The organism is Treponema bryantii (genome assembly GCF_900111035.1).
Taxonomy (GTDB): domain Bacteria; phylum Spirochaetota; class Spirochaetia; order Treponematales; family Treponemataceae; genus Treponema_D; species Treponema_D bryantii_C.
The window spans coordinates 55,873-78,751 of record NZ_FOFU01000010.1; the positions used below are offsets into that span (position 1 = coordinate 55,873).

Genomic DNA, 22,879 nt, shown 5'->3' on the forward strand with positions numbered 1-22,879 from the left:
ATTACTTATGAGTAACAACAAGGATCAAAAAACAGATGATACTCAGAAACTTATTAAAGGTTCTGAGTATTATCTTGAACAGCGAGAAGATCTACCCCAGAAATGGGATGAATACTGGGAAGAATTGATAAAACATAATCCTATAGGAGGAAAACATGAGTAAAATGTATGTAGAACCAAGTGAATATTTTACTGAGAGCATGAGAAAAATCCTCGAAGAGGGAAACAAATCAAATAACAAATCTATAAAAAAGGATCTCAAAAGTCAAAGAAGAATAAAAAAATCACAAAGGAAGGACTTATGCCTTGTGGTTGTGTAATGATTTGTAAAAAATGTAATATAAATTATCATCTTTTTTTGGGGGTTGGTAAATTATCTGCAACTAATAATTTAAAAGGAGTTTTATATTTATGTCCAGAATGTGGTATTTGGGAAAATAAATTAGTTCATATATCTAATGACTTAGCTTTACTTAGAAACGAAGATGTTTATGAAAATGAAGATTCATCAAAGAAATGCCCAAGGTGTAATATATAAATGGTTCATTATGAAAACTATAATCCTATAATGTTAAAAAATGATTTGTCCAGACTGTAAGTCAGTATTGGTAGATTCGGGATTATTAATTTTTGATTAATTTATGACATAAAATAATACACTGTTGTAGATTGTAATCCAGAAATAAAAAAGAGAGTCCTTTATTTGAAACAATTAAGAAAGATAGTAATTTTTTGACTTATTTCAGACTTTTGAAGAATATGTAAAATTTTTCTTTCTGGATGATTTATGTACTTCTGATTATAAAAACGTAATGAACGCATTCGACTTTTTTGTTTGGAAAGAAAGGTTTAATTTTGCCATTTAAAAAGGCTTCCGCTTGTACGGAAGCCAAGGAGTGAAGTAATGTAAGTAGTACTTTACTGGTGCAATGCGTTACGGAGTTGAACCGTAATCTCCCTTGGTATATGGTGTTCTCCCCCTTAAACTAATCACAATGCAGATTATATTATATAATACCCCCTGTCGCAAATAGTGCGACAGGATTTTTAATAGTTAATTCTTTTACCAACAATTTGACAATCATAAATTTTTGTACCATCATCTTTTATCATAACATTTTCCCAGTGGAAAGAGTTTTCTGTAATTTCTGAGAAAATCCAGTAAGTGTTTTCTTCATCCAGTACTTTGCCAATAAGTCTATCACCTTCTTTTGTAAAACGCAGTCTTTTCATACAGTGATCACAAGTGTAACAAACATCATAGCATTTTTCAAACTTATTAAACATTCTGAAAGATGAACCATATTCTCCATCAGGCTGAGGTGATTTTTCCTTAGTCGCTCTCGAAGGAAAAATAAAGATGTCTTGAATACCAGCGCCCTCAAGCACTCTTCTGAAAATCCACTCACCTTTTACATGGCGTTTTTGACCATCATAGTTGTCATCGTAATCACAATTCCAGTCTCCAAGAAGTGGTGCAAACCAATCATATTCATCTGGAATCTTATCAGTCTTTTCGCTTAGTAATGCCTTTGAAAATGTGTCCATTTTTTACCTCATATTTTTTTTAATGTATCCCTTTCCATATACACAACATAACAAACTTTACCAACTTTTAATATGATTAAAGTCTATATAACATATAAATTTAAGCATAAAAAAAGCACTTCTTATCGAAGTGCTTTGAAAGAGCGGATGAAGGGAGTCGAACCCTCGTCATCAGCTTGGAAGAGCATATGACTTACTGTCGAGTCCGTTCAAATCCGGTGAAGTTCCTAATGTGATATTACTATAATATTATATTATAAGGATTTAGGCAACCTGAAAAGGTTTGAGTTTACTTGAAAAGATTTAAGTTACAGTATCATAATTCGTATCATTTATGTATCTTTTTGGGTATTTCGTCTCAGCTCTCAGGAGCTGAGATACTTATATAGCCAAATACATAAGGCATTAAAAAATGCAATTATGTTATTCCGTAATTTCAATCATGTTGTCTTCAAGAGCAATAATGCAACTTTCGTAATATCCGTCTCCAGTTGTTCGCGGTCCACTGGTAACTGAGTAACCTGCTGCATCAAGTTTCGCAGTTAATTCATCTACAGCTTCTTTGCTTCCAACGCTAAACGCAACATGAGCATAACCGGTTCTGTAAGGGCTCTTATTCTGCTCCACGAGTTCCGGCCTTGTCATTAGTTCCAGGCGGGCTCCGTCATCAAACGAAATGAAGTAAGATCTAAAATCTGTTTTTGTATTGTGGTAGCCGTCATTGGCTTTACCGTTTAAGAAGGTCACGAAAAAGTCTTTAGCTTTTTCCAAGTCAGTTACATAAAGTGCTACATGTTCAATCTTCATAAAATCAGTCTAACATAAAAAATAAAAAGGGTCTCTTAAAAGCCGTTCGCTTCGGCCGTATTTCATACCGCCTTCGCTCACTACACTTCCCCTACACTACAAGCTTCATCTTCCAGAAAAAGGTAGCAAACAGACAGCTCACTCATTCCGCTTCACTTCGTTCAGCTCCATTCCTTCGCAGACTGTTTGCATTTACTAGCAAGCTCGCAGGTAGCAGCGCACAGTAGCGACGCACGCTTTTATCCAAGTACAGTCAGGCCAGGCGCTCCACGCCTCTGCTTCACTTCGTTTCGCAGCAGCGTTCCGCTTTGTGTCCTGCCTGTTTCCGCATGCGGGCCAATCATCGGTGAAGGTAACCATCTCCTTCATCCGCAAAATTCAAACTACAAGAAACATTGGCCGTGGCGGTTGTATGGGTTATCTTTTTGCATAAGCCGCCAAATGCCAGCCTCGCGCAAAAAAATCATCGTGAAGAAAATAAATGCCGTCCGCGGGTATCGCAACTAAAACAAGCGGGCACGCAAAAGGTTTTCCCCCTTCCCCCCTGCCGCGGGGCACCCCCCCAACACCCCCTTTCCAAAAATTAAGGAATGTTATTGAACCGCTCTCGGGGGGATTAGGGGGCAAACCTTTTACTCAACATTACAGTTGTCCCGCTTGTTTTAGATGCTCAGTTGGTCTTACAATGGCGGCTTCTTTGGGAACTTTCTTTGTGTGTGAAAGTTGCCTCCTCGCGCAGTGGCTTGTTAGCCACCGCACTCGTCAGCAAGGCGGCTCTGTTGAGCCGCCCTGGTCGTTCGCATACCAGGCAAGCCTGGCACGCTCTCTCCCTGTGGCGCAGAAAGAAAAGCTGAAAGCAGAACTTGCGCCACATCGAATTCTCAAAAGCAGGCTCCGCTAAAAAAATTGCTGTTGCCATTTTTTCTTAACGCTGCGCCTTTACCGTGAAAACTGCAAATACTCCAGCCGCACCTCCTTGTGCGGCTTCCGTGACCGAGTTCTCCAGAATCTCTAGTGATGAAATCCCTGATATGCTATACTTACTTCAAAAAGTTAGGAGTACGTAAACAATGGATTTTACTCTTGAGGATTTAACATTCGAAAATTGCAACAAAGCTTATGAAATTGACAGAACTGATATTCCTGATTCTTTTGTAGATGATGTCCCAACCTTAATTGCTACTTTACATTTTGGTTATGATAATAAATTAAAAGGACGCTCTTTTTTAATCACTAAAGATGGCAAAGCAATTGGCACAATCCTTCTTGGAGAAGGTTTATATTGTAATACAGATCCAGTTGAATTAAAAGATAAACCATTTTACCGCTTAGTATTTTTTGTGCTTGATAAAAATTTTAGAGGTAAAGGATTTGGCAGTAAGATTCTGGAACGCACAATTGAGAAAGTCTATAGCGAGTTTGGAAAACATCCAATTGTCCTTGGAGTCCATAAAGATAACGAAAAAGCTGCTCGTTTTTATTTGAAAAACGGCTTTACTAAAACATCCTGCATGGATGGTGATGATTACTGCTTTATCAGAAATGTTTCCGTAAATTAAATTTGCGGGGGGAGCGCGCGCAGCGATCTAAAATCTTTTCAAAAAAATTTAATCTGTGTTTGTTTTATACAAAGTTCGCATAAGCAGTTCTTATGCGGTTTTTAAATATTCTTTATTCTTCATATAAAAATAATTTTAATTTCTTTAGAATATGCACACTAAGAGAACTTATTAAAAATAAATAAACTCAAATCTTTTCAATCTTTATTTAGTCAAAGTCAAACCCACTAAAAACCAAGTTCACATTGAATAAAAAACATCAAAAACACGTACTAAAGTACACATAAATTTAAGTCGGGCAAAAATCCTGCACACCGCTCTTTTCTCTTGCAGTACGGATAAAGGCGCAAGCCGCACTGGGGGCACGGGGGAAATCGATTACAGCCCATGTATCGTCATAATTTCATAGTTCTGAATATTACGTGCTAAACCAATAATATCAACAACCATTCCATTGGTATAAACTTCTTGAGGCTCTTTCAATATTTTTTCTACAACATACAATCCTGCTAACATATCATCTTCACACTTTGCCATAATTTCATTGCCTTTAAAATCTATATAATATGGATCAGCGCCAAGCTCACAAAGTTTCTTAATTATATTAGAACGTCTTAATCCAGAAATTTCCTCAGCAAGACATTCATTAAGATTATCAGTTATATCAAAATTGGTAATAGCATCAGTGTACTGCATAGTTCTTTCTTTTTCAGTTTCAAAATATAAACCGGAATATTCTTCTACCATCAGATCATCAATATTTCCCAAAGAAAACTGCGCTGAAAATAAATTTAATATTTTATCATTATCATTAACAAACTTTTTAAAAGGTTCAAAGTCATCATAGTATTCAAAAATAATCTGGTAAGCTTTAGAGATAATGAAAACCGGACATTGCTTTTCCCAGCCGCCGATATCGTAAATAGGCTTTTTATATTTTTTTAATGTAAGTTCTCTTACTTTTTCATAATTACATTCAATAACTGCATGAATCAATTCATTGTCTTCAAAAAGCTTTCGTTCCATTTTTAATTACTCCTTTTATTTTAATCCCATAATCTTCATAGTTTCATCAGGATTTGCAATCCTTATATTCTCACCATCTACAAGTGCAAAATGCGGAAAGCCGATTTTCGCACCTTCCCATTTTTTATTCCAGACATGATACACAGTGTACTTACCCCACTGTCCGTGTTTGCGGTAGTGGTCGTATTCAAAACTCTTTTTTACAAACTCTCTGATAGTCATTTTATATCCTTCGCAATTTCCCAATCAATTTGATTTTTTCACACTTAGAAAGTTGACTCGGATTTGTACCAAGTACACCTACAGGAACATCCACACCAAGTTCATCGTAGTACTTTTTCCAGTAATCAGAAACATCTTTTTCTTCATCATTAAACTTCATGGGAACAGAATCAAAAATCGGAAGAATTTCTGCAATGTATTGAGAGCAGTAAAAGCTGCCGTTATCTGGATAAAAGCTGTGATTATATTCGCAGCCTAAATATTTTTCAGCACGTTCCTGAACAATCTCGCAGTCAATTTCCGGGTATCGAAAAATATCTACATCCCAGTTTCCTTCACTAAAAAAATCTTCAAGCTTCTGTTTTACAACTCCATATTTTCTCGATGCATGATAAATCATACCATCAAAAAATATTCCTACATGGCTGTATTCTTTTGTCGTTTCAATAATCGCTTTAGAGAATTCCGAGTTGTCGCGCATAAAAAGTAAGTCACCGTTCTGCAGATTATTTATATACATAACTATTTAATTACGAAATTCTTTTTCCTGTGATTTTGCAATCATAAACTTTTCTTCCATCAGGTTTAATCATAACATTTTCCCAATGGAAAGAGTTTTCAGTTATTTCAGAAAAAATCCAATAACTGTACTCTTCATCAAGTACCTTACCAACAAGCTTGTCTCCCTCTTTAGTAAAACGTAATCTTTTCATACAGTGGTCACAGGTGTAACATACGTCATAACAGTTTTCGAATTTATTAAACATTCTAAGAGATGAACCATATTCTCCATCTGGCTGAGGAAATTGTTCCTTAGTTGCTCTTGAAGGAAAAATAAAAACATCCTGTATACCTGCACCTTCAAGTACTCTCCTAAAAATCCACTCTCCTTTTACATGACGTTCCTGTCCGCCATAGTTATCATCATAATCGCAATCCCAGTCTCCAATGAGAGGTGCAAACCAGTCATATTCATCTGGAATCTTGTCTGTCTTCTCGCTTAGTAATGCCTGTGAAAATGTGTCCATTTTTTACCCCTTTTTATATTTATTATATTTATTATTATCCCTGCACCTTATGCACCACATACCGAACTTTTCCAATAACTCGGAAGTCTTCACTTTCTCCGTTCTCAGTCATTTCATCATACTTCTTATTATCAGAAATAATTCGAACATAATCCTTTGCACGCTGCAATCTTTTTACGAAAGACGCTCCTCGGTAATTAATTGCATAAATACCATCTGTTCCGTCGTAACCAAAGTTATCATAAAGGATGATGTCGTTATCAAAGAGAGTCGGCTCCATAGAGTCACCGCGAACATAAGAAGCTCTCATATTGTCTGTATACTTTTTAAGTTCATTTGGCAAAGCAACATAATCAATAATCTCAGAAGAATCTCCAAACTCCTGGCCGCGTCCTGCAGAAAAAGCCTGCTCGTAAACCGGAATATTAATCACATCTTTCTGCGGATTTTCAGGATAAGCAGTAAACTCTTCCAGAGTCATCTTAAAAACTTTTAAGATTTTCATAACCTCTTCAAAAGTCGGCATACGGCTGATACAAATCTTATTGCGTAAAGTCGAAAGTGGAATGCCTGCCTGCTCACAAAGCCATTCCTGATTATGATCTTTTTCAGTGAGAATCTGTTTTACTTTCTTCCAGAAAATGTCTGCTTCCATAGCTTAATAATACACCCGATTTTAAAATAAATAAATACCTATTTGAGTATTTTAATTGACAAATCTAAAATCACGCATTATAGTGATTTTATCATGATTACAGGTTTTCCAAGTCCCGCTCAGGGCTATGAACAAAAAGGCATAGACTTTAATAACATACTCATAAAGCATCCGTCGGCAACTGTTGTAATGAGAATTGAAAGCTCAAACTATATCGGCATGGGAATTTATAATGGCGACATTCTTGTAATAGACCGTGCAAAAAAGCTGAATCCAAACAGCCTTGTAGTCTATGAATCTGAAGGCCGCTTTGTCTTAGGCAGAGTTTATTCAATAAAGAGAACTTTAGAAGATACCATCATCACTGGTGCAGTTACTCATGTAATTCACACAGTAAAAGAAATATGATTTTACATGCAGACGGCAACAGTTTTTATGCATCCTGTGAACAAATCTACCGCCCGGACTTACGCAACAAGCCGGTGGCAGTTCTTTCAAACAATGACGGTATCATCATCGCCTTAAATAAAGAAGCCAAAGCCTGCGGAATCAAACGCGGTGACCCCTATTTCAAAGTACGGGACATCTGTGACTGGAAAGGCATAACAATCTTCTCAAGTAACTACACTCTCTACGCTGATATTTCAAGACGAATTACTTCTATATATATGGAATATGCTCCAGATATAGAAGAATACTCTATAGATGAAAGCTTTCTCTTTTTCGATAAATGTAACTGGTCTATAAAAGACTATGAAGAAATCGGCCATGACCTTAAACGACGCATTGCAAAAGAAGTTGGTATTCCTATTTGCGTAGGAGCTGCCCCAACAAAAACACTTGCCAAGCTCTACAACAAAAAAGCAAAGGAACACGGCGGAGTCTTTGTCTATAATCCGCGCGAAGTAGATGCCCTGCTCGAATCAGTTGATTGCGGCACAATCTGGGGAATAGGTCCAGCACGTGCACAAAAGCTTTTACTCCACGGAATCAAAAACGCCCTTATGCTAAAGCACATGCCATTATGCGATGCAAAAAGGCTTCTAACAATTCAGGGATTTGCAACAGTTCAGGAACTAAATGGAATCCGTTCAGTAGAAAAAGTCACCAGAGAAAAGAAGGAAGTTATCACCTCAAGCCGTCAGTTTTCAGTCAAAGTCGAAAGCATAGAAATCTTAGAATGTGCCTTAGTCCAGTACACAGAAATTGCAGTAGAAAGACTCCGCCAGCAAAACTGCGAATGCCAGGCAGTACAGGTAACAATTTCCACCTGCAACTATTATTCAGATGACATAAATAGCCAGTATTCAAATGGCGTAATAGTCCAGCTTCCCCGCCTGACTTCCTACACTCCGGATATAGTAAACGCTGCAAGAATGGCACTCCCACACATCTTTCGCAAAGGCTACGGCTATAAAGTAATAATGGTAACTCTCTTAGAAATAATGCCTGCCCAATATCAGGGCTGGCTCTGGATAGATCCCAAAGAAGATATCAAAAAACGAAAGCTCATGGATACCGTAGACCAGATTACAAGCTCCTACGGCCGCGGATCCATCACCCTCGCAAAATCCTGGACCTGCGACGGCTGGCAGATGAAACGAGAGTTCTTAAGTCCAAATGTTACGACAGATATAAATTCCGTTCCACTAATAAAATGATTCTTTGAATTCACATTATCTTATGTTAATATATTTATATGTAGTATCAATTATTCGGAGATTAATATGAAAAAATCAATACTAAACTTTGCATTCATTTCTTTTATTATAATGGTTGCAAGCTGTTCAAAAAATAAAATCCCTCAAAGTTCTGATTCAATACAAATTAATGATTATTCTGACAGAATAGTCTCACTTTCAAAACCCGCAGAAAGAATTGTAGTAATGGCTGACAATGCTTTTATGGTTGTTCATGAATTAGGAGCATTGGATAAAATTGTTGCAGTAGATTCTAAAACAAAAGGATATTGGGATTTATATTTAGCTTCTAAAACAAATCCCGAATTATCTTCTTTACCAGATGTTGGTAAAACTAAAAATCCAAATTATGAACTTATATTGTCGCTTAATCCTGATTTAATTCTATTAAAAGGTAATAAAGAAAGCGCAGATATTTTACAGGATAAAACTGGTGTTCCAGTTGCTAATATCATTTCCAAAACTGGTTACGATTTTGAAATATACAGTACTATCGGAAAACTCCTTGGAAAAGAAAAAGAAGCAAATGCCATTGTTTCTGAGCTTCAGTCAAGAAAAGAAAAACTTGAAAATTTGCTCACAAAAGTATCTGAAAACAAATCAGCTTATATTGTTAAACAAAACTCCAAGAATAATCTCTTCAAAACACTAAAAACTGCAGATTCATTAGCTCTTGCTTCTATAACAAATGTTGCTGCAGATGCTGGTAAAACTGATGAATGGGGCTTTGCTGAAATATCGAAAGAAGAATTTCTCAATTGGAGTCCAGATTTTATTATTCTTGATATGCCAACTTCTGATTCAGCTATCACAAAACAAATGCTTTCTGATGATGCAACATATCAATTTCAGAAAGCTATAAAAGAAAATGAAATATATCATACACATTCATTCTCTTGTCCTAAAGATTATGTATTTGTAATAGCTGAAGCTTATTATTATGCTCGTATTGCATACCCAGATATTCTTTCTGAAAAAGAATATAAAAATGCGATTAACAGCTTATTTGAAAAAACATACGGAATAAAGAATTACTATGAAGAATGGAAAGCCTCTCTGGATTAGAGTATCACTTCTAATTATCCTATTATCCATTTCTGCAATTATCTCTTTAATTCTTTTTCCTACAAAGTTAGATTTTACTATGGAGCAATCAAGGTTGTTTCATATAATTTATAAAATCCGATTACCTGAATTACTAATTGCAATAACGGCCGGCGCCTGTCTGGGTTTAGCCGGTTCTATTATGCAAATAATTTTAGATAATCCTTTAGCCTCCCCTTTTACATTGGGTATCTCATCAGCATCTGCATTTGGAGCTGCTTTATCCATTTGTCTTGAATCTAATATTGGTTTTAACTTTCTGAATCCAGAAATAAGTGCATTTCTTTTTTCAGTTCTATCAATTGTCCTTTTATTAATTATTACGTCCCTTGCCGGATTAAATAAGCGAAGTATTATTCTTGTTGGTCTTGCACTTAATTTTTTCTTTAATGCAACAAATACAATATTACAATACTTTTCAACTCCAGACGCAGTTTATCAAATTACATTTTGGACTACAGGTTCTCTCACTGTCGCAACGATTAAAGATTCTATAATTTTGTTTTCAATTCTTGTCTGTAGTTTATTTGTATCATTGCTTTTTTCTAAGGATTTAGGAATTATCCAGCAAGGTGAACGGAATGCAGTAATGCATGGAGTAAATGTAAATTTTGAGAGGATCCTTTTCTTACTTGTCTGCTCTTTATTGGCTTCTACAACAGTTTCAATAGTAGGCATTATTGGTTTTATCGGTTTAATTACTCCCCATATTGCAAAATTATTAAATCTAAAATCTCCAAAATATCTGTTAATTTCATCAACAATAATTGGTGCTTTCTTACTTGTAATTTCAGATATGGTTTCAAAGACAATTCTGCATCCAACAATTCTTCCAATAAGTGCAATTACATCATTGTTTGGAATTCCATTATTAATATTCTTACTGTTTATAAAAAAGGTCAGGTAAACTATGGAAACAATTTGTTCAATAAAAAATCTTTCCTTTTCTTATAATTCCTCAAAAAAAGTTCTAGATAATATTTCTTTCGATATTCATAAAAATGAAATTGTTGGAATCCTTGGAAAGAATGGTTCTGGTAAAACTACTTTATTAAATCTTATTACAGGATTCTTAAATAATTACTCAGGCGAAATAACTTTGTATCGTCAGAATATAAAAGATTTTTCTCTAACTAGTCGGGCAAAGACAATTGCATATATTCAGCAGTCAAAACTTACCATACCTGATTATTATAATGTTGAAGACTTTATTTTAGATGGCCGTCGACCTTTTAGAAAATTTGGATTTTATAACAAAAAAGACTATGACATCCTTGATAAAATAATAAATCAATGTAGTTTAGATTCTTTCAGAAAACGTCAAGTTAGTAGTCTTTCTGGAGGTGAACTTCAACGCTGCATCTTTGCAAAAGCATTAATGAAACAATGTGAATTATTGATTTTTGACGAACCGACTTCAGCAATGGATATAAAATATCAAAAAGATTTTTTTGAGCTAACATCTATTGCGAAGCAGAATCTTGAAGCCGGGATTTTACTTTCTATTCACGATATTAATTTTGCCGTTAAATATTGTGATCGATTAATTGTTCTGGATTCTGGATCAATCATTTATGATAATTATTCCAAATGGATTACTATAGATATATTAAAAAAAGCATTCGATACAGATTTTTCAGAAACCTGTTCTGAAGAGAAATATTTTTATTATTAGTTCAAAAAAAATTAAATAATACTCTTAATTTTTTTTTCTAATATTGATAAAATTACTCAATAATTAAAAATTCATAAATAAAGGTATAAAAAATGAAAATTTTCGAAATAATAAAAACATTTGCTCCTTTAGCTGTTTCAATATTAGTAGTAATTTTGAATCATTTTTTTTCATTATCTAAAACTAAAAAAGAAATAAAAAACAAATCAGACATTGAAGAAAATAATAAAATAAAAGAAAAAGCATTTGAACTTATTTCTTCTTTATTAGCCTTAGAAAGACAAGATTATACTTTTTCAAGTAAAATAAATATTTCTTTAATGACTGGTTATAAATTAACACCAGAAAATGAAAAAGAGTTAGAATTAGGACAAAGAGAGTTTAGTAATGAATTATTAAAAATTCGATCAATTTCACACTTTTATTTTCCTGAAATTTTAAAAAATTGTGATAGAATTGAAAAGTTTCATGATGAAAAAATCAAAAAATATTTGTCTCCAAACATTTCCATCAATGATGATTTTTTTAAAGATATTGATTCTATCACAGAAAACATACATACGACAGCACTTAAAATAATCAAATATCTGAGAGAAAAATTTAATACAAAAAAAATAAAATAAATTATATATAACTTGTTTATAAGCTTCCCTCTCTCTCCGATGTCCAGACACCCACGACCCTCGCTAACGGGGAGAGCCTTTTGTAATAAGCACTAATATTTTCCCCCACCCCTTTCAGATAAAAAAAATGTATCATCATTCAAAACGTGCTATTAACAATTTTTGGTATCATTTTTTTATTCTCTCCGCAAGTGGCTCTGTCCAGGTTTAATAGTTTACTGGACAGAGCCTTTTTTTAATCCGTCATTATAATTGGCTCCCACTTCCGGTCCTGTTCAACAGAAGAATATTTCAGATAAACTTTCCCAAGCTGCTTATCAGGATCAAACTTATTCAAAGCCTGGTCCACCATCAAAATTAAGATAGAAGTATTCTCGCAGTTAAGCCATCCGTTAGCACAATAGTTAATCAGAATTCCGTCCTTCCAATTACTCACAGTACAATCCTTCATCCTGATATCCTTGGCCAGCTTCTTATACTTCTTTAAAAATCCGTCATAAAACTCGCAAGGTTTAATAACTTGAAATCCATTAGCCAAAGGTTTAATTCCATCATAATAGAAAATCTCTTCCCACAAAAACTTTTGTAATTTTTCCAATACTTCTTTTTTCATTTTACAAATCCTCGCCATTCCGGCTTCACAGTAAGACCAAGCCACCATCGCTGGCTGTTGCTTACAAGTCGCTTAAAGCCCTTCTCCCCCATTCTCAGACTAAGCCACTTCTGTGACATAATATGTTCATTATTTTTATTGCACCACTTCATATAAGTTTCATACAGAATCTTAGTATGAAGCCTCCACTGTAAACTTGCATCAAGTTCCAAGCAATCATTAATGAATGTCCCAACAGCATCCATATCCATTCGGTATTCTTCATTCGCAGCCCTTACAACTTCAGGCTCTTCTCCAAGTCCCTCCTTTTTCCACATAGCATATCCGGCAATAAGCCAGTTTAAGATTCCAGAATTTTCTGCAATCAGTTTTTCAGTTAATTTTTTATCCCGCTGTTCTGGCGGAATAGTGACAGTAAAAGGAATCATCTTGATTCGTCGCCAGATTCCGTTATCAGCTCCACGGATTTTCGGCTTATGGTTAGTAGCCATAAAAATCTTGAACGTAGGCTTAAAAGAAAAATATTCGCCGTACAAAAATCTTGCAGTCAGAGAATCTTCACCAGTTACACTTTTCATAAGACTTTCATTAATCTGCTTTCCCTGTTCAATTTCACTCGTTGTAACAAAACGAAGTCCTTTAAGACGCGCAATATCATTACTCTTGTCATTCGTTTTCTTCATAAAGGTATCAATCATAGTGGTACAGGCATAATCACCAAAGAGGTACAAAAGAACATTCAAGAAAGTTGATTTACCATTTGCACCTGTTCCCCACAAAATAAAAAGACACTGCTCGCTCACATCTCCGCTCAAAGCATAACCGCAGGCCTTCTGAATGTAACGGATAAGGCTCTCATCCTTTTCAAAAATCTGCATAAGAAAAAGTTTCCAGGTCGGACAGTCTGCATCCTTATCATAAATAAAGTTACTTTTCTTAGTTATCAAATGTTTGATATTCGGTTCTTTAGCTTTTCCGGTTTTAAGATTAAGCGTAAGTTTATCTACATTAAAAAGGTAGTTGTCAGTATCAAGATCTTTTTCTATTACCTTAATTGCAGGCTGCATTTTCAAAAGACCTATAATCGCCTGAATACGTCTAAAGCTTTCACTTTTTATCAGATGCTTTTCAAAGTCCTGTTTCAAAAGCTGGTCCGGGATATAACGCTGGATTCTGTACATCTGGTGAATAAAAATCGGAATACGTTCTTCAACAAATCCTCTTACATCTAATTCCCAGTTAGTTCCATTCCAGACAAGGAATTTATCCAGAGTTTTACAGTAGCGGATAATATCCTGATAAGCCCTCAAAAAGTAAAGCGTATTCGTAAGGTCAGTGAACTGCATTTCACCTTTCACATACTTATTCGCTTTCATTTCAAGACCTATCTCTTCAAGAGCAGCCCTTTCTTTTTTTGAAAAATCCATCTCACTCATTAATCATTCCATTTTCTTTCAAAAGCCTGTATAACTGAATCAGCTTAAACTGCAGCTGCTCATATCCATCAAGCAAATTATAAGAACTGACATTTTTAATAATCTCTCCAATATGTTCATTTATTAAAATCAAAGAACCAGGATAATCTGCAAATCTTTCCATATTAAACCAGGCCACAAACTTGTCAGCTTCTTCGCTCTGCTTCATATCCGGAAAGCACTTAAACTTTTTATAAATCTCCACATCGTCTTTAAGACTCACATAAAATTCTTTTGCATCACGCCAGATATCTATGGGAATATAATTATCCTGATCTTTTTTTTTCATATTGCACCAACTTCATGAACAAAAACTTTTACAGCCCGCCCTGCGGCAGTTCTGTCATCATCAAAAAGAACTACTGGCCAGAATATCCACCAGCCACTTATATCAAAATCATTTTCATCAACAACGTCATAAAAGATAATTCCTTTTTCTTCATCCTTCACAACAGCCGGAAAATTCACAACAGAATCATCAGGCTTTTTTGCACATATAGTCACTTCCGCATAGCCCGATAAATCACAATGAGTATCAATCAGAATTCTTAGTTTTGATTTCGCCTTAAAAATCCATTTCATATTTTACAGTCCAAAGTAATTTCATCCGAAATCGGACAATACAAAGTCACAACATTATTAGCCTCACGGATTTTTCCACGAAGCCAATCCCAGAAACTTAGCACAGTTTCAACAGCCCTGTAAAAGATTCTTGAAGCCAGAGGAACTTCATCAATAGTTACTGAATCTTCAAAACTCCTGAAACTCTCTCCATACCGTAATACAGCCTCTTCATTTTCAACAGAACTTTCAAAAAGTCTTTTGAAAATAGATTGCTTATTTATTTCCTCATTAACTTCACTTGTACTAAAACAGTTTCTCAAAATCAAAAGCAGTTTCTGCACAGTATCCAAAAAAACAATATCTTCAGATTTCATAATTATTTTTCTGAGACTTCTAAATGATGAATCAGAAAAGAAGGTGCTATTTGTCAAAGCTCTTTTTACTCCAAGGCTTCGACCATAAAAAGAGCCTGTAACACTAACATTACCAATAACAGAACGAGTATAGAAAAATCCATCCGGCTCATTCTCATACTGCAGATACAGACATATTTCATAGTCATTAAAAATGTTTCTCTGCTGGCTTATAAACTCAGGCGAACTTATATATGAAATCTGTGAAGAATAATCTCTTCTCTTTGCACGGGTCCAATAAAAGTAAGCCATAGTGGTATCAGCGTCTTCAATTTCTCCAGTTGATGCATAACCAATTAGATCTGAATAAACGCCAAAGACAATCCGCTCACCTTCTACAAGCTTACGAGTTAAAGTTACATTCAGAGCTTTCCAGCCATTAGCCTGCCCGGTAAAAGAAGTTTCTGAAAAATATGAATTAAGGCACTGTGTCAGATTCCAGTTAGCATCTGCTGCAAATACAACTGGAATAACCGGCTTATAATTAAGCCCATAATTGTAATTCCAATACCATTCCGAAGTTGGAGCATAATAATAGAAGAAAACAGTTACGGTATTTGAATTAGAGTTTTTAGGAACAATTGCCCTTCGTCCAAAAACATTCTCTTCATCAACAAGCTCACCTTCCATGTCCTCATATTCATCTTCATCAATTTCAGTTTCATACCAGGAAAGACATTGGGTCGGAGTTCCGTTGTTACCAACAATAGAGTTACTCATATTAAGAACCGCTTACAGTAATCTGCCAGTCAATCTGCAGGCTGTCTGCAGAAGTAACATTTACAGAAGGTGTAATCTGAGCATAAGCAAGGCACTTGCTAGCCGCAGTATTTCCGTTCATTAGGGCTACTTCATTGATTCCATTTGCATTCAAATCACCTGCTGCAAATGAAGCCCTGTAAAGAACTACATTTCCGTTTGCAGCTCCAAAGCTTCCTTTGATTTTTGGAAAACCTGAATCAAGTTTTTTGTATGTTCCGGTTGCAGTGTTTACGCTGGTGTTGTTCTTTGGTGTGCTTCCGGTCCAGCCGGTTCCAACAAGCATATAGCCGTTTGTGGCATCCACCTTGTTCTGTGTTGGATTACTTATCATCAAATCAGCAATCAGGTTATCGCCGATGGTCGTAATCGTATTATGATGTTTTGTAATCATTGGTTTATGAGGAAGCCTTAAAAGACTTCTCCAAAATCCATTCTTGTAATACTTAATATGACCGTTACAATCGCGAACCGTAACAGTAACCAATCCCTTAAACTTTCCTTTACTTGTTATCATTTACACACTCCAGAAATAATTCCAAATATAAGTGAAGTAATAATTACTCCACCAGTTCCACCAATCAAAGCTCCATAAAAGAATTGATTATTCTTCTTCTGTACTTCCGCCTTTAATTTTATATTTTCCATTTCAAGATTCATCTTCGCCGCTTCCAATTGGTCAGCTCTCTCTTTTTCAAAAGCAAGCTCGCCACCAACTTCCAGTAAAGCAGCCTTAACTGCCTCTTGAGCAGTACGTTCAATTTCTTCCTCTGCAATTTCCATAACTTTCTCAATCGTCAGTTCGCTTGCAGCGTCTTCTGAATCTTTCTTTTCCGTCGCTGATTGTGTCGCAGACTGAGCCGTAAGATTCACACAAAGTACGGGCATCAGTATTAGAAATACGAGAAACTGCTTCTTCACGTTTGGCAGCAGCCTTTCTGTTAATCTCATCCGCATCCTCCTTTTCATCAAAATCTATACGTTCCGATGAACCTATTTTTTTACAAAAACATATGGCCGTCACAGCCGCAATTATTGTGCCAAGCCATACCAGGCATTTCTTAATCACTTCCCAGACTTTCTTCACTTGTCACCTTCCTTGTAAACTTAAAGTCCTTGAACTTCTGAAACTCTCTTCCTGCAATCACAGTAAGAGCCACAGTCAGCCATTCAGCTCCGCCTAGAACACCACAACAAAGAAGCACAGTAGCAACAATAAAAATCACAAACTTTACGCTCAAAAGCTTTTCAATAAGTCTTGTAAATCTAAATCCAATCATCCGCGTGCTCCATCAATTGCATTACGAATCTGCTCAAACTGGTAATCAGCTCCAAACAAATCCACGTTATCATCAGAGGCTTGCTGCAAAGCCTCGCGGTCTAAGCCACGCACAATAATTCTGTAATCATTTGCGTTGTACCAGGGCTTCATATCAGAAAGGCTTCTAAGCTCCGAATAAGGCTCTACACAGTTAAGCACTACATCGCGACCGCAAAGACCGGCTACATGGCAAATCTCATTTTCCTTGTACAACCTTGGACCAAGCTTTCTGTCATACAGCGTCATAAAGAAAGCTGCCTGTATGTCATCCTTATCCGGATTCTTCTTTGTAAAATATTTCTTAAACAAAGCATCAGCCGTTACACGAATCGCACAACCGGTCGCAAGCAGTAGAGCCAGGCATACAGAACCCGAACAGTCAGAAGTCAAAAGATTTTCCTTTCCGCTTTCATATTTCAAAAACTGCATACGTCCAAGAAAGTAGCGGTAACGTTCAGCTTCACTAAGTTTTGCGACAATCTCTTTTTCAGATTCCAGCATCAGCCGCATTCTAAGATTTACATTTTCCATATCAACTCCCATTTATAATCAAAGTGATAATTGTTACAGCAACGTTAAAGCACGAAATAACACAGGCAATAATTGCAGTTGTTCTTCCAGCTTTTCCGCTGTCATTTTTAATATGTTCTTCAAGACGTCTCGCCGTTGCACAAACATTCGGATTAAACTGGCAGGCAGTACTTCTTGAATCAAGAGAATCAATTTTGATTTCAACAGTTCTCTTAAATTCCTTCATTTCAGACCTAAATCCGCTAAGCTCAACTTTCAGTCCGTTGATAGAATCAATCAGACACTTAGTTTCACTTTCATTAATTCCTTCTTTTCCCACTTCCCCTCCTAAACTCTCGTAACCCACAATTCACTGCTGAATGCTTCTTCTTTTTTATATCTGAATGTGAGTTCATCAATTCTCACTTTCTTAAATCCATTTTTTGTATTAAGGCGGATATCCATAAAAGCCCCCACACGGGCATGGATTAGAGGAATAAAAGTTGTAAGATAATAAGCACCCTTACAGTTCACACATTCAGAAAGGAAATCTTTAGCACGTCTCTGGCAGAATGGTTCCCCATCAAATACATCATCACTTAAAAACTTAGATGTAATGTTTCTTACAATCTGGCCATGACTTGCAATCTCTTCATCATCTTTTACAAACACGCTGTAGTTAGTTTCTGAAATAATTGCACGGCCAGTAATTGCAGCCTTTCGAACTCCAATAAGTTTTCCATCTCTTCCAAGCTGTACAATGGCTCTATCTTTATAAGTCGTAATGTCATACTGAATTACAACAGGTTTATCCTCGCCGGTCACTTCCATGGCTTCTAAGAATTCGGCTTCACTGTCAATCGAATCAGCGTAAACAACATTACGAGTTTTACCTTCATCATTCTTAGCTGTATAAATCGCCTGGTAATCGTTATCAGAAATTATCTTGCGGCTATCATCCGTAAACGGATAGTATGGTTTCATATCTTCGTCATACCAAACAGGCGCATCCGAGTAAGACCAGAGCTCTTGACGTTCCATCTGCACATAACGTGTATATTTCAAGCGAACATTATTCGCATACTTTTCTCTGTTATTAAAAAATCTGTAATGAGTAATTTCACATTCATTGAGACTAAAGCAACTGTCATCGTTATATTCGTTTCCTGAATCATAAGGACTTTCAATAAATGAAATAGTCATATCCTTACCACATTCAACAACAGCGTTGTAAGCTTTAGCTAATGCACAAAGTTCTTTCCATGCAGAACCGGCAACAACTACATAAGGAATATCAAAAGGAAGAGTTCCGCAGTTTATCTCATTTGCATTAATTCCACCGCGAGCTGCAATAATATGAACTAAAGAATTCTCTGGATGCAGTTTGTCACAAACAAGGCTATGAACAACAGTCTGTGCATCAGTCCAGTTTCTCTGAAGTTTTTGATCATCAAGCTTTTTAGAAAGGTCTATCAATTTTATTTTACAAGTCTTGTTAGAAAAACCTGTTTCCTGAATCTGAAATCCGTCTGCATCCACAAACATATGGAAACGGAAAAATGTATTTGTTCTCTCTCCAAAGCAATACCAGATCTGAACTCCAAGCCCTGGTACAAGTTCAGCATGCTGCTCTAAATCATAAGAGCCATGAGTGTTATCTAAAAGAAGTTCTCCAAGATTTACAATTCCACCGTCTTCACTTTTATATGAAGTCATTACACATTCAAGAACATCACTGTCGCGGATATAAACATCACCGTCAGCAAGTTCAAAAACAACTCTTACAAATGTGCGAATGCTTGTGTTTTTAATTGCATTATCAACTTCCGGCGGAACTTCATAAAACTTCATGGTTATAGTCTAAGCCCAATGCCTATCAACAGTGTGTTTGACTATTTAAATAACTCATTAACATTCATAAAATTATCTGGGTAAACTCTTTTTCATTGCGCATAGTCAAAACAACAATGCCGGTCACATCAAAAAGCTGATTACACAAAACTGTATCAGAGCAGTTTATATCACAAAGCCCGCCAGAAGGCACAAGGTCGTATACATCCAAAGTAATGCCGTCTTTCTGGTCTATTACAATGCTAAGTTTTTCTATCCGGTCGTTTACCGGGTAATGCTCAGAGCTTAAAGGAAAATAAAGTTTAATCTGGTATTTGATTTTCTCATTAAAAGAAGCTGTAAGTTCAAAGCGGTAAACAAGAGGTATAGTTTTTAAGTCGCAGCTTACACTCTTCCCGTCATAAAAATATGTGCGCTGTCTTTCCCAACTCAAATCAGGAATTGTCAAAGGCCAGTTGTCAGTAAAAGAATCTTCATTTTCTTTTACATCCACACGTAGCTTAAAAGACTCTCCGTTATCACCTCGAAGTTCAAATCCGCAGGTGTTAATATTCTTGTAGATGATTTTTTCAAAGCCTCGGTCTACATAAATATCAAAGCCTTGATTGAGATAAAAAAACAAAAGGAACAGGCTCATAATGTTACTGTGCTCAAGGCGTGTTGTAAAACAGCCTTCAATCTTTTTTCCAGTAACAATTGTTTTATCCCTGTTCCTTTGTCCGATACACGAAGGCAAAGAATAGCCTTTTGACGTTTGTCTTACAGTTTCCTCGCTGTATGGTATTGGAATAAATTCACCGTCTCTTGCCACAGTCAGTGTGCAGTCTTTACCCTGTATTCTCATGCTTACAGTGTAAGGCCAAATACTATTAACCGTGTGTTTAAATGTGTGAAGAAGTGATTAAGCAGTTTTGTTCAAATGTGAACAACTTTAATTATTTTATTAAAATTGCTTTAATATTTTCTTGAAGGATTTCAAAAAATCTCTTTCTGAATTAAATATTTCATCCATTAAATAAACATTTGGCCATTTTGTTGCTACATAATATTGATCGACAAAATAGTTCATAAGCTGTGCAGAACATTTATCACACATAAATCCTGATAATTGTTTATCCTGTTCTCTAGGGCTTATTTGAATATCAGTAACAACTTGATATTCAGTTCTAAAAATCTTATCTAGATTTGCATAAAAAAGTTGAGGATTAATTATTTGATATTTGTCATTTATATTTGAAGATTGAATCTTAAATATATTACCTTGTATATGCTGTATATTAAAATCAGACTTCTCTTTCAAGAAAATAAATTTTATACAATACATTAACTCACAACAAAGTAGTCCATAAGAGTAATATTTCATTTCATGACCACTAAGTACTGTTAGTTTATGAACTAAAGAAACTTGTTTACAAATTTGCTTCTGAGTTCTTGAATTTATTCCATCCATTAAATTTTTATAAAACTCAATAAGTTGAGGCTTTTCAATTACAAGTGCATCAGAAAATCCTTCATCAATTCCATTAAGAATATTTTCTTCTTCTGTAATATTTCCGTTATTCAGAGTGATTATTAACTGTATAAATTTTTGAAGATATTTATCTGCAAATTTTTCATTATCATATCCTTGTGTATTCATTCCAAAAACTTTTGCTATACCAAAAGACAAATCCTTTTTATTGATAGCAAGAATCTGAATTACAGGCATTTCATTACAAACATGATGTAATCTTTCTAAAACTTTTATAGAATATTCAGGTAAGCATCGATCAAGTTCATCAACCACAAGAATTATGTTTAACTTATTGGATAATTTTATAATATTATTTCTAACAACAGTTATTGTATTTTTTAAAGGAAGCAGATTATCGATATCTTTTGTTACAATTTTTGTTCCTTGTGTAATTCGTTTGAATATTCCTTTTTTATGATTTATAGATTTTTCTAAATCAAATTTTGTTACTTCTTGAACCATTCCACAAATAAGTAGTTTTAAATCATTCAGAACTTCATTTAATAATACATCAACCGTTGATTCATAAATACTTTTCTGTTTAGTAACTTCATTTAATTTTTCAATCATTACAGAGAGTATTGCAATAAGAGGTTCGTCATAATAATCATTTTCCCAGGCATTGTAATGAAAAATTAAATATTCTTTATTTTTAGATAATTGTTTTTCTAACTCATTTAATAACCAGGTTTTTCCGCACCCCCATTCACCGTCAATGGCAAAAGATAAACCTTTTTTAGTCTTATTTTGATTTTCAATAATATTTTTGAGAAGTTCTAGGTAAGGTCCTCTTGATAAGTAATCTGTCATTTAGTTGTATTTTCCTTTTTTTTCAATGATTTAATTTCTCTTATTATTTCTTTTTGATTATTTTGTAGTTCAGTAATAGAACTATTAAGAGTTATATCATTTTCACTGATATTAAAGAGTGAAGAATTTAGATTTTCAAATTCTTCTTTAAATTTATTTCCGTTTTGTTTTGTATCTTCAGAAAGTGATTGTAATAATTCAATTTTTTTATCTTCAATTTGTTTAGTAAACTTATCATTTTGGTTAGATGAATATATATTAAAAATAATATCAAATAAAAGAGCTAATATTGAAATAGTTATTGCTACCATTGATAATATATTTGCTCTTTTACTTTCCTTTTTAGAATCATCAGCTTGTTGTTGTACAGAATTGTATTCTTGTTCTTGAAGAGAATTATTTACTTTTATTAAATCAATAAGTGTTTCTGAAAGTGTATGTACTTGTTCATTCAGTTGATTATTCACTTGTAACTGTAAGTTTGAATAATTTCTTAATATATTTTCAATTTCTCTACAATACTTTAATGAGGGGTCTTCATGTAAAATAGGCTCAAAATTAATAGGCGGCATATTTATTGGTTTTGGTTTTTCAAATAATCGACTAATACTATTATTTAAGTTTGTCATAGTTGATAATGACGAAGCTCCTAAAGTTTTTAGAGAATCTAATTTCATACTTAATGTGTCAGCTAATTTGTGAGATTCTTCTATAATTTTTTCATCTTCAAAATTGAATGCTTTTTCAATGTTTTCTTTGATAGAAAGATTATTATCATAAGAATATTTATAAAATTGTTTTTCAAAGTATTCTTTTATAAAGTTATTATATTCTTCATCAGTAATTTCTGTTAAATCAATATCTTTAATATTTATATTATTTTTGTTTTCTTTAAAAGTTTTTTTAAATAAGATTTTTTTAATATCTATATCTGTTTCTTGTTTAGAAATTATTTTTGATAATTCATCTTTTTTAACAGTTCCATCAATTATGTAAAAATTTAGTTTTCCATATTTTTGTGTATCTATAGAAAACATAAATATCATATCTGTTATATCTATAACATTATCATCGCTCATACTTTTTGTCCTTTTACTTTTTAA

32 protein-coding genes are annotated in these 22,879 nt (G+C 34.6%); 10 read left to right on the plus strand and 22 right to left on the minus strand.

What is annotated here, in order from left to right:
* Positions 1-7: 7 nt before the first annotated feature.
* The 3 genes from BMY21_RS15875 to BMY21_RS13395 are packed head-to-tail and all read left to right on the plus strand — an operon-like array spanning position 8 to position 538.
* Positions 8-163, plus strand: a complete 156-nt coding sequence (locus BMY21_RS15875; RefSeq protein WP_177177764.1) for a hypothetical protein — start codon at positions 8-10, stop codon at positions 161-163.
* Positions 156-320, plus strand: coding sequence for a hypothetical protein (locus tag BMY21_RS15880; protein WP_177177765.1), 165 nt, complete (start codon positions 156-158; stop codon positions 318-320). The genes BMY21_RS15875 and BMY21_RS15880 overlap by 8 nt, the downstream gene beginning before the upstream one ends.
* The gene (locus BMY21_RS13395) at positions 302-538 is read left to right on the plus strand and encodes a hypothetical protein (RefSeq protein WP_143064241.1); all 237 of its coding nucleotides are present in this window, start codon (positions 302-304) and stop codon (positions 536-538) included. The genes BMY21_RS15880 and BMY21_RS13395 overlap by 19 nt, the downstream gene beginning before the upstream one ends.
* Before the next feature lie 509 nt (positions 539-1,047).
* On the opposite strand, the gene BMY21_RS13400 is transcribed toward BMY21_RS13395, so the two are convergent.
* Positions 1,048-1,548, minus strand: a complete 501-nt coding sequence (locus BMY21_RS13400; protein ID WP_074645015.1) for a hypothetical protein — start codon at positions 1,546-1,548, stop codon at positions 1,048-1,050.
* Positions 1,549-1,971: 423 nt separating this feature from the next.
* Positions 1,972-2,355: a VOC family protein gene (locus BMY21_RS13405; protein ID WP_074645017.1), complete on the minus strand. Its 384-nt coding sequence runs from the start codon at positions 2,353-2,355 to the stop codon at positions 1,972-1,974.
* Between the two features lie 1,070 nt (positions 2,356-3,425).
* Between BMY21_RS13405 and BMY21_RS13420 the strand changes: the two genes are divergently transcribed.
* A complete protein-coding gene (locus BMY21_RS13420) occupies positions 3,426-3,914 on the plus strand; it encodes a GNAT family N-acetyltransferase (protein WP_074645023.1) in 489 nt (162 codons plus the stop codon).
* Positions 3,915-4,292: 378 nt separating this feature from the next.
* Here BMY21_RS13420 and BMY21_RS13425 read toward each other — a convergent pair whose 3' ends face one another.
* The 5 genes from BMY21_RS13425 to BMY21_RS13445 are packed head-to-tail and all read right to left on the minus strand — an operon-like array spanning position 4,293 to position 6,845.
* On the minus strand, positions 4,293-4,940 hold the full coding sequence (locus BMY21_RS13425) for a hypothetical protein (RefSeq protein ID WP_074645025.1): 648 nt from the start codon (positions 4,938-4,940) through the stop codon (positions 4,293-4,295).
* 15 nt (positions 4,941-4,955) lie between these two features.
* Positions 4,956-5,162 (minus strand): hypothetical protein, encoded by a 207-nt coding sequence (locus BMY21_RS13430; protein ID WP_074645027.1) that lies wholly within the window; start codon positions 5,160-5,162, stop codon positions 4,956-4,958.
* Between the two features lies 1 nt (position 5,163).
* Entirely contained in the window at positions 5,164-5,682 is a 519-nt protein-coding gene (locus BMY21_RS13435; protein ID WP_074645028.1) for a YiiX/YebB-like N1pC/P60 family cysteine hydrolase, read from the minus strand.
* 10 nt (positions 5,683-5,692) lie between these two features.
* A complete protein-coding gene (locus BMY21_RS13440; RefSeq protein ID WP_074645030.1) occupies positions 5,693-6,190 on the minus strand; it encodes a hypothetical protein in 498 nt (165 codons plus the stop codon).
* Positions 6,191-6,224: 34 nt separating this feature from the next.
* Positions 6,225-6,845, minus strand: a complete 621-nt coding sequence (locus BMY21_RS13445) for a LexA family transcriptional regulator (RefSeq protein WP_074645032.1) — start codon at positions 6,843-6,845, stop codon at positions 6,225-6,227.
* A 93-nt stretch (positions 6,846-6,938) separates the two neighbouring features.
* On the opposite strand from BMY21_RS13445, the gene BMY21_RS13450 reads away from it, so the two are divergent.
* From BMY21_RS13450 to BMY21_RS13475, 6 genes are all read left to right on the plus strand, one after another.
* On the plus strand, positions 6,939-7,253 hold the full coding sequence (locus BMY21_RS13450; RefSeq protein ID WP_074645034.1) for a S24 family peptidase: 315 nt from the start codon (positions 6,939-6,941) through the stop codon (positions 7,251-7,253).
* Positions 7,250-8,506 carry a Y-family DNA polymerase gene (locus BMY21_RS13455; RefSeq protein WP_074645036.1) on the plus strand — a complete coding sequence of 419 codons (1,257 nt, stop codon included), beginning with the start codon at positions 7,250-7,252 and terminating at the stop codon, positions 8,504-8,506. The genes BMY21_RS13450 and BMY21_RS13455 overlap by 4 nt, the downstream gene beginning before the upstream one ends.
* A 66-nt stretch (positions 8,507-8,572) precedes the next feature.
* Complete coding sequence (locus tag BMY21_RS13460; protein ID WP_074645038.1) at positions 8,573-9,610, plus strand: ABC transporter substrate-binding protein; 1,038 nt, start codon at positions 8,573-8,575, stop codon at positions 9,608-9,610.
* The gene (locus BMY21_RS13465) at positions 9,582-10,556 is read left to right on the plus strand and encodes a FecCD family ABC transporter permease (protein ID WP_074645039.1); all 975 of its coding nucleotides are present in this window, start codon (positions 9,582-9,584) and stop codon (positions 10,554-10,556) included. The genes BMY21_RS13460 and BMY21_RS13465 overlap by 29 nt, the downstream gene beginning before the upstream one ends.
* A 3-nt stretch (positions 10,557-10,559) precedes the next feature.
* Positions 10,560-11,324 carry an ABC transporter ATP-binding protein gene (locus BMY21_RS13470; RefSeq protein ID WP_074645041.1) on the plus strand — a complete coding sequence of 255 codons (765 nt, stop codon included), beginning with the start codon at positions 10,560-10,562 and terminating at the stop codon, positions 11,322-11,324.
* Positions 11,325-11,416: 92 nt separating this feature from the next.
* Entirely contained in the window at positions 11,417-11,947 is a 531-nt protein-coding gene (locus BMY21_RS13475) for a hypothetical protein (protein WP_074645043.1), read from the plus strand.
* A gap of 235 nt (positions 11,948-12,182) precedes the next feature.
* Here BMY21_RS13475 and BMY21_RS13480 read toward each other — a convergent pair whose 3' ends face one another.
* The 15 genes from BMY21_RS13480 to BMY21_RS13550 form a co-directional block, all read right to left on the minus strand.
* Entirely contained in the window at positions 12,183-12,560 is a 378-nt protein-coding gene (locus BMY21_RS13480; RefSeq protein ID WP_074645044.1) for a hypothetical protein, read from the minus strand.
* Positions 12,557-13,996, minus strand: a complete 1,440-nt coding sequence (locus BMY21_RS13485; protein ID WP_074645046.1) for a DNA primase family protein — start codon at positions 13,994-13,996, stop codon at positions 12,557-12,559. The genes BMY21_RS13480 and BMY21_RS13485 overlap by 4 nt, the downstream gene beginning before the upstream one ends.
* Positions 13,989-14,324: a hypothetical protein gene (locus BMY21_RS13490; protein ID WP_074645048.1), complete on the minus strand. Its 336-nt coding sequence runs from the start codon at positions 14,322-14,324 to the stop codon at positions 13,989-13,991. Before BMY21_RS13490 ends, BMY21_RS13485 begins: the two co-directional genes overlap by 8 nt.
* Positions 14,321-14,617: a hypothetical protein gene (locus BMY21_RS13495; protein ID WP_074645049.1), complete on the minus strand. Its 297-nt coding sequence runs from the start codon at positions 14,615-14,617 to the stop codon at positions 14,321-14,323. The genes BMY21_RS13490 and BMY21_RS13495 overlap by 4 nt, the downstream gene beginning before the upstream one ends.
* A complete protein-coding gene (locus BMY21_RS13500; RefSeq protein ID WP_074645051.1) occupies positions 14,614-15,732 on the minus strand; it encodes a hypothetical protein in 1,119 nt (372 codons plus the stop codon). The genes BMY21_RS13495 and BMY21_RS13500 overlap by 4 nt, the downstream gene beginning before the upstream one ends.
* A 1-nt stretch (position 15,733) precedes the next feature.
* Positions 15,734-16,288: a hypothetical protein gene (locus BMY21_RS13505; protein WP_074645053.1), complete on the minus strand. Its 555-nt coding sequence runs from the start codon at positions 16,286-16,288 to the stop codon at positions 15,734-15,736.
* Positions 16,285-16,554 (minus strand): SH3 domain-containing protein, encoded by a 270-nt coding sequence (locus tag BMY21_RS13510; RefSeq protein WP_074645054.1) that lies wholly within the window; start codon positions 16,552-16,554, stop codon positions 16,285-16,287. Before BMY21_RS13510 ends, BMY21_RS13505 begins: the two co-directional genes overlap by 4 nt.
* 7 nt (positions 16,555-16,561) lie before the next feature.
* Entirely contained in the window at positions 16,562-16,858 is a 297-nt protein-coding gene (locus tag BMY21_RS13515) for a hypothetical protein (RefSeq protein WP_143064242.1), read from the minus strand.
* Positions 16,833-17,051 carry a hypothetical protein gene (locus BMY21_RS13520; RefSeq protein ID WP_074645057.1) on the minus strand — a complete coding sequence of 73 codons (219 nt, stop codon included), beginning with the start codon at positions 17,049-17,051 and terminating at the stop codon, positions 16,833-16,835. Before BMY21_RS13520 ends, BMY21_RS13515 begins: the two co-directional genes overlap by 26 nt.
* Positions 17,048-17,623: a hypothetical protein gene (locus BMY21_RS13525; RefSeq protein WP_074645059.1), complete on the minus strand. Its 576-nt coding sequence runs from the start codon at positions 17,621-17,623 to the stop codon at positions 17,048-17,050. Before BMY21_RS13525 ends, BMY21_RS13520 begins: the two co-directional genes overlap by 4 nt.
* 1 nt (position 17,624) lies before the next feature.
* Positions 17,625-17,942 (minus strand): hypothetical protein, encoded by a 318-nt coding sequence (locus BMY21_RS13530; RefSeq protein WP_074645060.1) that lies wholly within the window; start codon positions 17,940-17,942, stop codon positions 17,625-17,627.
* Between the two features lie 8 nt (positions 17,943-17,950).
* Positions 17,951-19,453, minus strand: coding sequence for a hypothetical protein (locus tag BMY21_RS13535; protein WP_074645062.1), 1,503 nt, complete (start codon positions 19,451-19,453; stop codon positions 17,951-17,953).
* Positions 19,454-19,517: 64 nt separating this feature from the next.
* A complete protein-coding gene (locus tag BMY21_RS13540; protein WP_143064243.1) occupies positions 19,518-20,297 on the minus strand; it encodes a hypothetical protein in 780 nt (259 codons plus the stop codon).
* A 99-nt stretch (positions 20,298-20,396) separates the two neighbouring features.
* Positions 20,397-21,776: a KAP family P-loop NTPase fold protein gene (locus BMY21_RS13545; protein ID WP_074645066.1), complete on the minus strand. Its 1,380-nt coding sequence runs from the start codon at positions 21,774-21,776 to the stop codon at positions 20,397-20,399.
* On the minus strand, positions 21,773-22,855 hold the full coding sequence (locus BMY21_RS13550; protein ID WP_074645068.1) for a hypothetical protein: 1,083 nt from the start codon (positions 22,853-22,855) through the stop codon (positions 21,773-21,775). The genes BMY21_RS13545 and BMY21_RS13550 overlap by 4 nt, the downstream gene beginning before the upstream one ends.
* Between the last annotated feature and the right edge of the window lie 24 nt (positions 22,856-22,879).